Raw genomic sequence first — 6,953 nt, 5'->3', positions numbered from 1 at the left:
GACCGGCACCCGGACGGCCGCAGGTCCGGTGATCCGAAACGACGACTGCGGAAGTCGCGCCCGGCCCCGGCCGAATTCGTTCGTGATCGGCCGGGTCGGATCCGATGGGTCTAGGCGATCGGAACGGCCGACCAGATGCCGAAGATTCGGAATTGCATTGCGCGATAGGGGTTACCGGATTCTGCCCACTCGCTCACGATCATGCAGAATGCGCCGTCGAACCTGCTGTCCGGGTGGACATAACAGCCGTAGAGGCGGGGCACGATATCCGGTCCGCCCAGCACCCACGGGGACCCCTTCACCGGCCGGTACGTCCTGGCGGTACGCCAATTGTCGGTGATTTTTCCGGCTACCTTGACGAAGGCACTGTAAGCGCCGGCGTCGAAGCCGGACATCACCCAGTTCCCCTGTATTCGGCGAAGCCCGATCTCACCGAGCCTGGTGCCATCGGCCAGTATGCCCAGTCGCGGATCACTGCCCGGATCTCGGCCCCATCCCCAGTTCTGGCCGTTCCAGCCCCACCCCTGCCAGGCCGCCGGGTTGATGAGGTCGGCATGATTCTCGCGCACCCGCCACAACAGCATGTTCTTGTTGCGGGCAAGCCCTCCGGTGGAGATGATATAGACGTAACCGTCACCACCGCGCTCCCAGGAAATCATGGTGCGTTTGCCACCGAATACGCTGGTCGACCACCGAACTGCGGTGTCGGTCCAGTTCTCCCCATTGTCGTCGGAATAGCGGATCTCGCACCACCGCTCGTTCCCTAGACCCTGGGTCACCATCACCCACAAATAGATTCGGTTACCGATGGTTATCGCGTCACAGGGCAATACGGTCGAGAATTCCGGGTTGTCGTGGACGTAATCCCATAGTTGTCGAGCACCGCGTGCGGCCGATTGGAACTCGATCGGTTTGGCCATGTCGTGGGTGTTGCTTCGCAGCAGCATCGGCGAACGCCAGTTCGGGCCGCCTACCGCGGGCTCGGTGCCCGCGAATGTGTCACCGGGGACGAACCCGATGTCACCGCTCGGCATCCTGAACGGGATGAATAGATCCGAGCCGCCGATATCGGCCATTCGGAGAGGATTCAGATCCTTGATCTTGGTCATTCCCGGACCCCCTTGATTTGTATTGCGTTGCGTCCCGGACACCTCGTACGGGTACCGAGATAGCAGGCCTACACAGTCAGTATCGGGTTCGGTGACTGGAGCGTCGTGTGTTCGGCCCGATCTCGTCGCCAGACACGCCGCCGGGACGGTAGTCGGCCTGGCACTGCACATCCGGGGGACGAACTCCGGGATACACCTGATTCGGCAGCGGCGTGCCCCGGACGTCTCGCGGCCGATCCCTCTATACGGAGACTGTTAGTCGGCGCCCAGCGCGGCGAACATCTTTCGTTTCAGTGCTGGAACCCTCTGGTGGACATCAGTAGTTCCGTTCGATGGCGACGCGGATGTCGTGAGCCCCGGCTCCAGCCGAAGGGTTGCCACGCCGGGTGTTTGCTCGGTTTTGTTGTTCGGTCCCGAGCCGCCCGAGATTCGATCAGCCGGTCGAGCAGAGCAGCGGTGACGACGTCCTCGGCGCTCCAGTCGGCGACGACCGCGACGAAGAACTGGTCACCGATTTGCAGGAGCTGCCGCAACTCGGCGCGGCCCGCCTCGGTCGTCTCGACGAACACCGCCCGCCGGTCGGCCGGGTCGGGGGCGGTGGTCACCAGCGCCGCGTCGGCGAGTGCCTTGACATGCTGGGTGACCGCTGTGACCAGAGCCTGTGCCGCGGCCGCGGTGCCCGGGGAGGTCTGAGTGGTCTCCGCTGCGCGCCAGTCATGTTGACGGTTCGCCGCAGCTGCCGTGGCAAGCTGCACCATATGCAACTCGGCGGCCGATAGTTGGTTGCGGCGCAGGTGGTTTCGCGTATAGCTATGCGAATATCGCTGCGATGGTTGCCAGTGGTCTCGGCTCGACGAGCCGTTGAAGCTTGTGTGTCGCCTTATTGAATGTACCGTCGCATAACGGTACATTATGTAGCGTGACGATCTTGCAGTTCAGCGCACGCCGATCCGTCACGAAGTCACTGTCTTGCCGAGCGCGTAGAGCAAGACAGTGCCGAAGAGCATCGAGATGCCCAGTCACGGCCGTGTGGTCACTGCTGGGGAAAGTCCTGATGCAGGTGGCGTGCTTGTTCGCATACAAACCACCGAGCAGGGGCCGAGCCATGCAAAACGACGAGGCTACGCAGATCCGGTATGTCGTCGCGCGACTCACGAAGTGCCATCCAGAGCTACCCGCCGAGACCATCGCATCGGTTGTCCAACGAATCCACAAACGCTTCATGGGCGCGTCGGTGCGCGAGTTCGTGCCGCTACTCGTCGAACGCGGCGCGGGTCGAGAACTGTCCGAAACCTCGAGGTGACACGAGCCGACAGTGAACGACCACGCTGACAGCGCTCAGGCCACAGTGTTTTTCAACCTACTGGTCGCGGAGGCAGACGAGTTGGCCTACTTCATCGAAGCGATGAAACGTGCAGGTCCATCGGGTCCTGCCGGACGCACCACAGAGTTGCGTCGACTCCGGACCGAACTGCATGAGGTCCTCCGCTGCATCACCCAGATCCGCCGAAGATTTCCCGCGGTCTCCGCAGGAGGATCACTATCCGAGAGGGAATCGGCTGACCGACCTGAACCACGGAATGGAAAAGTACCGCTGCCGGCGCGCGGATGAGCCAGGCCACCGCGACCGACATCGTCGCATCTACCCGAAGCCATCCCAGCCCCTAACGGTGTTGTCGAACTCATTCGCACGAGTGGTTCCCACGAAACCAGTCGTTCGCCACCGTTGAATTCGAGGATGACCCGTGCAAGGGATACGACCTCTTGCGTCCATTTCCATTCGGGATCCATATCGACACGCACCACGCTGGGGTCATTCGGATGGTTCGATACCACGCAACGCGTGCGCGATCAGCCGGATCGGCTCCGCGCAGGTGGTGTATCGGGCGAACGGATCCTTGGCCAGCGACTTGTCCAGGATCGAGTCGACCGCGTGCGGGATCCAGCGCCGACGTGACGAGACGTCGGGCGGATGCTTATGCAACTGTGCCTCTGCGAGCGCGAACCGAGTCGACCGAAGAAACGGCGGGCGACCGGTCAGCAATTCGACCGCCGAGCACGCGAGCGAGTACTGATCCGTCGCCGGATACAGCTTCTCGCCCCGCAACAACTCCGGCGCCGCATACGGAATCGACCCCACCACGAAGCCACCAGGGACCACCGGCTCGACCTCCTCCCATCGGCGAGCCGTCCCGAAATCGGTGAGCATCACAGTCACCGGATCGCCGCGGCCGACAAGGATGTTCGAGGGTTTGACATCGAGGTGCACCACGCCCCGCGCGTGCGCGTAGTCCAGCCCTTCCGCGATACCGGCTAGTACATCCAGCGCCAGCGCCAGATCCGGACTCTTGTGCGGCCCCGGGGCCAGCGCAGACGCGGTGACACCGTCGACATACTCGGCCGCGAGCCATAACAAGCCTTCGAACTCACCATGCGCGTACACCTGAACGATGTTCGGGTGATGCAACGCGTGCGCGATATCGAACTCGTCGCGAAACCGGCCCCTCACCGGTTCCGATCGGCTGTCGGCGCCACTCAGGACCTTCAGCGCCACCGCGCTCGACCATTCCGGATCCTCTGCGAGGTACACCTCGCTGCTGCCGCCACGCCCCAGCGGCGCTCGGACAACATACTTCGCGAACCGGGCTCCTGGCCTGAGTAACACCGGCACAGCCTAGAGCCACCACAACAACCCCGCCGGCCAGCCCAGGTCACCGAGCCGCCGGGTCGAGCCGGTGGTCATGCCCGTCGGAACGGCTCGCCGAAGCTGCCGGGAGGCGGCGCGGTGGCTACGGCACCGCTTGCGTTCCTCCCGGTACCACCGGCAACCCGGCTGCCTTCCACGCCCGGAATCCACCGATGAGGTCGGTAACGTGACGCAAGCCGAGGCGGCGCGCGTCGGCCGCGGCGAGGCTGGACGCGTAGCCCTCGTTGCACATAATCACCACCGGAGTATCCGTGGTGATGCTCGGTAGCCGGTGTTCGCCGGTCGGATCGAGGCGCCACTCCAGCACGATCCGCTCGACCACCACCGCACCGGGAATCTCTCCCTCGGCAAGCCGGTTCGCGTACGGCCGAATATCCACCACGAGCGCTCCGTCGGTCTGCAACGCCGCCGCCTGCTCCGGGGCGACCCGATCCAGCTGTGCTCGGGCCAGGGCAACCATCTCCTCGGCGCCTGTGCTCATCATCCGCTCCGCTCACTCATAACTCACCCTCGCGGGTACTCGACTCCATCATGACCGAGCGATGCTCGGCTGTACCCACCGATCGCTCGCTGCGCTCGCTCATTGGGGCACCATCCCTTCTGCAGCCCGAACAGATAGGGTTGTTGTCTCTCGGTTCCGGTGGGTGCATGGCCCGCATCGCGTGCCACTAGATGGCCAGCATGAGTATTGCCAGCCCCACCGGGCCGAGGGCCGCAGACCGGCATCAGGGACATGCCCCGCGCACGCAGAGGGCCGATCAATGAGCTTCCGGCGACGGCCCTCGCTTCCGGAGAGGCAGCGCATCGACCTCGAAGGAGATTGTTGGTGTTCGCTGGCTGGGACTGGGGCACTGTTGCCCACGACGTGACCGTGATCGACGATGCCGGCGGCAAAGTCGAGAGGTTCGCGCCGCCACACACCGAAGACGGCATCGCGCGGGCATTGGCTCGCCTGGCCACTCACGGTGATCCCGGCACGCTGCCGGTAGCGATCGAAACCACCCGCGGGCTGGTCGTGGACCGGTTGCTGGCCGCCGGGCACCCGGTAATCCCGGTCCATCCCAACGCTTTTCACGCTGCCCGTCCCCGCTGGGGTGCTGCCCGCGCCAAGAACGACCCAGGCGATTCGTTCAAACTGGCCGACTACATCCGCACCGATATCCACCGGCTGCCGACCCTGGCCCCCACGCTGGCGCAGACCTTGGAACTGCAGGCGCTGACCCGCCAGCGCGGCGATCACCTGGGCTTGCGGATCGCCGCGGTCAACCAGCTCTCCGCCCTGCTGGACGCGCATTGGCCCGGCGGCAGAACAATCTTCGCCAACCTGCACTCGCCGATCGCATTGGCATTCCTGGATCGCTATCCCAACCCCGAGTCGGCCGCCTCGCTCACCGCTGCCCGTCTCGAGGCGTTCTGCCGTCGGCGCAGCTACAGCGGTCGACGCTGCGGCGCTGAGTTGCTGGCCCGGCTGCGGGACGCACCGACCTCGGCCAGCCGCCTCGGCCAACCGATCATCGCGCAACTCATCCGCGCACAGGTCGCGGCCGTTCGGTCGCTGCAGACCAGCCTCGACCAGCTCGACACCGTGATCGCCGAAGCCGCCACGGCCCACCCGTATGCCCGGCTGCTGGCTGACCTGCCGCGCATCGGCGTGCTCAACCTGGCCCAAATCATCGGTGAGATCGGCCCAATCCTGGAGCGCGCCAACAGTTTCGACCAGCTCGCCGCCGAAACCGGTCTCGCACCGGTCACCAGGGCCTCCGGCAAGACCCACACCGTCGCGTTCCGCCACGCCACCAACCACCACGCCCGCCAAGCCCTGGTCACCTGGATCGACAACAGCCGCAGAGCCAGCGACTGGGCCGACCAGCGCTACACCGCCGCCCGCCAACGCGGCCAACGACACCCCCACGCCATCCGAACCCTCGGACGAGCCTGGCTGCGCATCATCTGGGCCTGCTGGCGCACCAAAACCGCCTACGACCCCGGCAAGCATCAACCAGGTCAACGACCGATCGCCGCGTAGGGGTTGACTCAGGGAACTCATGCCTCCGCCTCGCTGGCGCTCGACTCCGCCATGACCGAGCGATGCTCGGCTGTACCCACCGATCGCTCGCTGCGCTCGCTCATGCACCAGCGAAATCTGTGAGAGTGCGGTACTCGCGGACCGGCCGCAGTGGTGGCGAATACGCATGCACTGACGCGGCGGGGCGCGCGCTGCGGTTGCGGAGCTGATGCGCCCGATCGGGTCCGAATGCGACGGTGTCGCCGGCTTGCCATTTCGCGGTCCGGACCGGCCCACCGGTGTGCAGGTATTCCTCGCTGAGTTCGCCGATGGAGACGGTGAACGCACCGGACGCGCCGCCGTGGTCATGCGGTTCGGTGCCTTGTCCCGGAGCCCACGACAGCAGCCACAGTTCGACGCCCATGGTCAGTGCCAGTCGGGTCCACCAGCGTTGCTGGGCGCCGAACCGCACGATATCCAGCAGCGGCGTCGCCAATGCATCGGCCACCTCGCTGGTCAGCTTGTGCAGGTCCGCGGGTGACCACAGCGCCCGGTCCGGATGAATGGCATCCCGAACCAGCGGCACGTCGATGTCGGGATGGATATCGCGGGTGTGTTTGAGATTCACCGCGAGGGAAGTGGTCACATGTGCTCCTGACGTGGTCGTGCGGACAATCCGGTGTAGCTGGCACTGTGGCGTACCCGGCGCGGAGGGCTGACAAGGATGTCGTCTACCACGCCGTGCCGACCGCGCCCCGAACGAGTCCGTAGTGACACCGGGCGGACGCTGTTGGCTGCGTCTGTGCCGAACGGCCATCTACGGGGTGCGGTCGTGCCGCATGGATTATCCGCCATCACGGCGCGTTTGCCACCAAACACAATCAGCGCGAGCAAAATTCGAGGGCCTGATCAGAGGACGTTATCGCCACTTCGCTGTCGAGCCGGGCAGTCAGCCGTGGGTGCCGCAGGGTCGTCCGACACACGGGCACTCTGTGGGCGTGTCCGGCGATGCCTTTCGGGGCCGGAAAACAGTGACTACCAGCAGATCCAGCCGAACGGGCGGCCGTTGGACGTGATCGTCCATGAGCCGCAGCCATTCGTCGATCACCATCCGGTCAGGACAGCTCTTCGC

Annotated in this window: 7 protein-coding genes; 2 read left to right on the top strand and 5 right to left on the bottom strand. The window is 65.1% G+C overall.

Going from position 1 to position 6,953, the window contains the following annotated elements; genetic code table 11:
* Positions 1 to 110 precede the first annotated feature (110 nt).
* Together OH799_RS08785 and OH799_RS08780 are read right to left on the bottom strand one after the other, a co-directional pair.
* Entirely contained in the window at positions 111 to 1,109 is a 999-nt protein-coding gene (locus OH799_RS08785) for a DUF4185 domain-containing protein (RefSeq protein WP_406277674.1), read from the bottom strand.
* Between the two features lie 290 nt (positions 1,110 to 1,399).
* Positions 1,400 to 1,867, bottom strand: coding sequence for a MarR family winged helix-turn-helix transcriptional regulator (locus OH799_RS08780; protein WP_406277671.1), 468 nt, complete (start codon positions 1,865 to 1,867; stop codon positions 1,400 to 1,402).
* A 347-nt stretch (positions 1,868 to 2,214) separates the two neighbouring features.
* Here OH799_RS08780 and OH799_RS08775 point away from each other — a divergent pair, with 347 nt between their 5' ends.
* Positions 2,215 to 2,412 (top strand): three-helix bundle dimerization domain-containing protein, encoded by a 198-nt coding sequence (locus OH799_RS08775; protein WP_357268007.1) that lies wholly within the window; start codon positions 2,215 to 2,217, stop codon positions 2,410 to 2,412.
* 510 nt (positions 2,413 to 2,922) lie between these two features.
* Here OH799_RS08775 and OH799_RS08770 read toward each other — a convergent pair.
* Together OH799_RS08770 and OH799_RS08765 are read right to left on the bottom strand one after the other, a co-directional pair.
* The gene (locus OH799_RS08770) at positions 2,923 to 3,774 is read right to left on the bottom strand and encodes a serine/threonine-protein kinase (protein WP_406277668.1); all 852 of its coding nucleotides are present in this window, start codon (positions 3,772 to 3,774) and stop codon (positions 2,923 to 2,925) included.
* 124 nt (positions 3,775 to 3,898) lie between these two features.
* Positions 3,899 to 4,297, bottom strand: a complete 399-nt coding sequence (locus OH799_RS08765) for a rhodanese-like domain-containing protein (protein WP_406277665.1) — start codon at positions 4,295 to 4,297, stop codon at positions 3,899 to 3,901.
* Positions 4,298 to 4,642: 345 nt separating this feature from the next.
* Here OH799_RS08765 and OH799_RS08760 point away from each other — a divergent pair, with 345 nt between their 5' ends.
* Entirely contained in the window at positions 4,643 to 5,842 is a 1,200-nt protein-coding gene (locus OH799_RS08760) for an IS110 family transposase (RefSeq protein ID WP_406272567.1), read from the top strand.
* Between the two features lie 100 nt (positions 5,843 to 5,942).
* On the opposite strand, the gene OH799_RS08755 is transcribed toward OH799_RS08760, so the two are convergent.
* Positions 5,943 to 6,467 (bottom strand): cysteine dioxygenase, encoded by a 525-nt coding sequence (locus tag OH799_RS08755; RefSeq protein ID WP_406277662.1) that lies wholly within the window; start codon positions 6,465 to 6,467, stop codon positions 5,943 to 5,945.
* Positions 6,468 to 6,953 lie beyond the last annotated feature (486 nt).

This window comes from Nocardia sp. NBC_00881 (genome assembly GCF_045207455.1).
Taxonomy (GTDB): domain Bacteria; phylum Actinomycetota; class Actinomycetes; order Mycobacteriales; family Mycobacteriaceae; genus Nocardia.
This window is presented reverse-complemented; position numbering and strand designations above follow the sequence as displayed.

Coding starts and splice junctions, on each gene's coding strand:
- OH799_RS08785 (WP_406277674.1), bottom strand. CDS start 1,109: ATGACCAAGATCAAGGATCTGAATCCTCTCCGAATGGCCGATATCGGC.
- OH799_RS08780 (WP_406277671.1), bottom strand. CDS start 1,867: ATGGTGCAGCTTGCCACGGCAGCTGCGGCGAACCGTCAACATGACTGG.
- OH799_RS08765 (WP_406277665.1), bottom strand. CDS start 4,297: ATGAGCACAGGCGCCGAGGAGATGGTTGCCCTGGCCCGAGCACAGCTG.
- OH799_RS08775 (WP_357268007.1), top strand. CDS start 2,215: ATGCAAAACGACGAGGCTACGCAGATCCGGTATGTCGTCGCGCGACTC.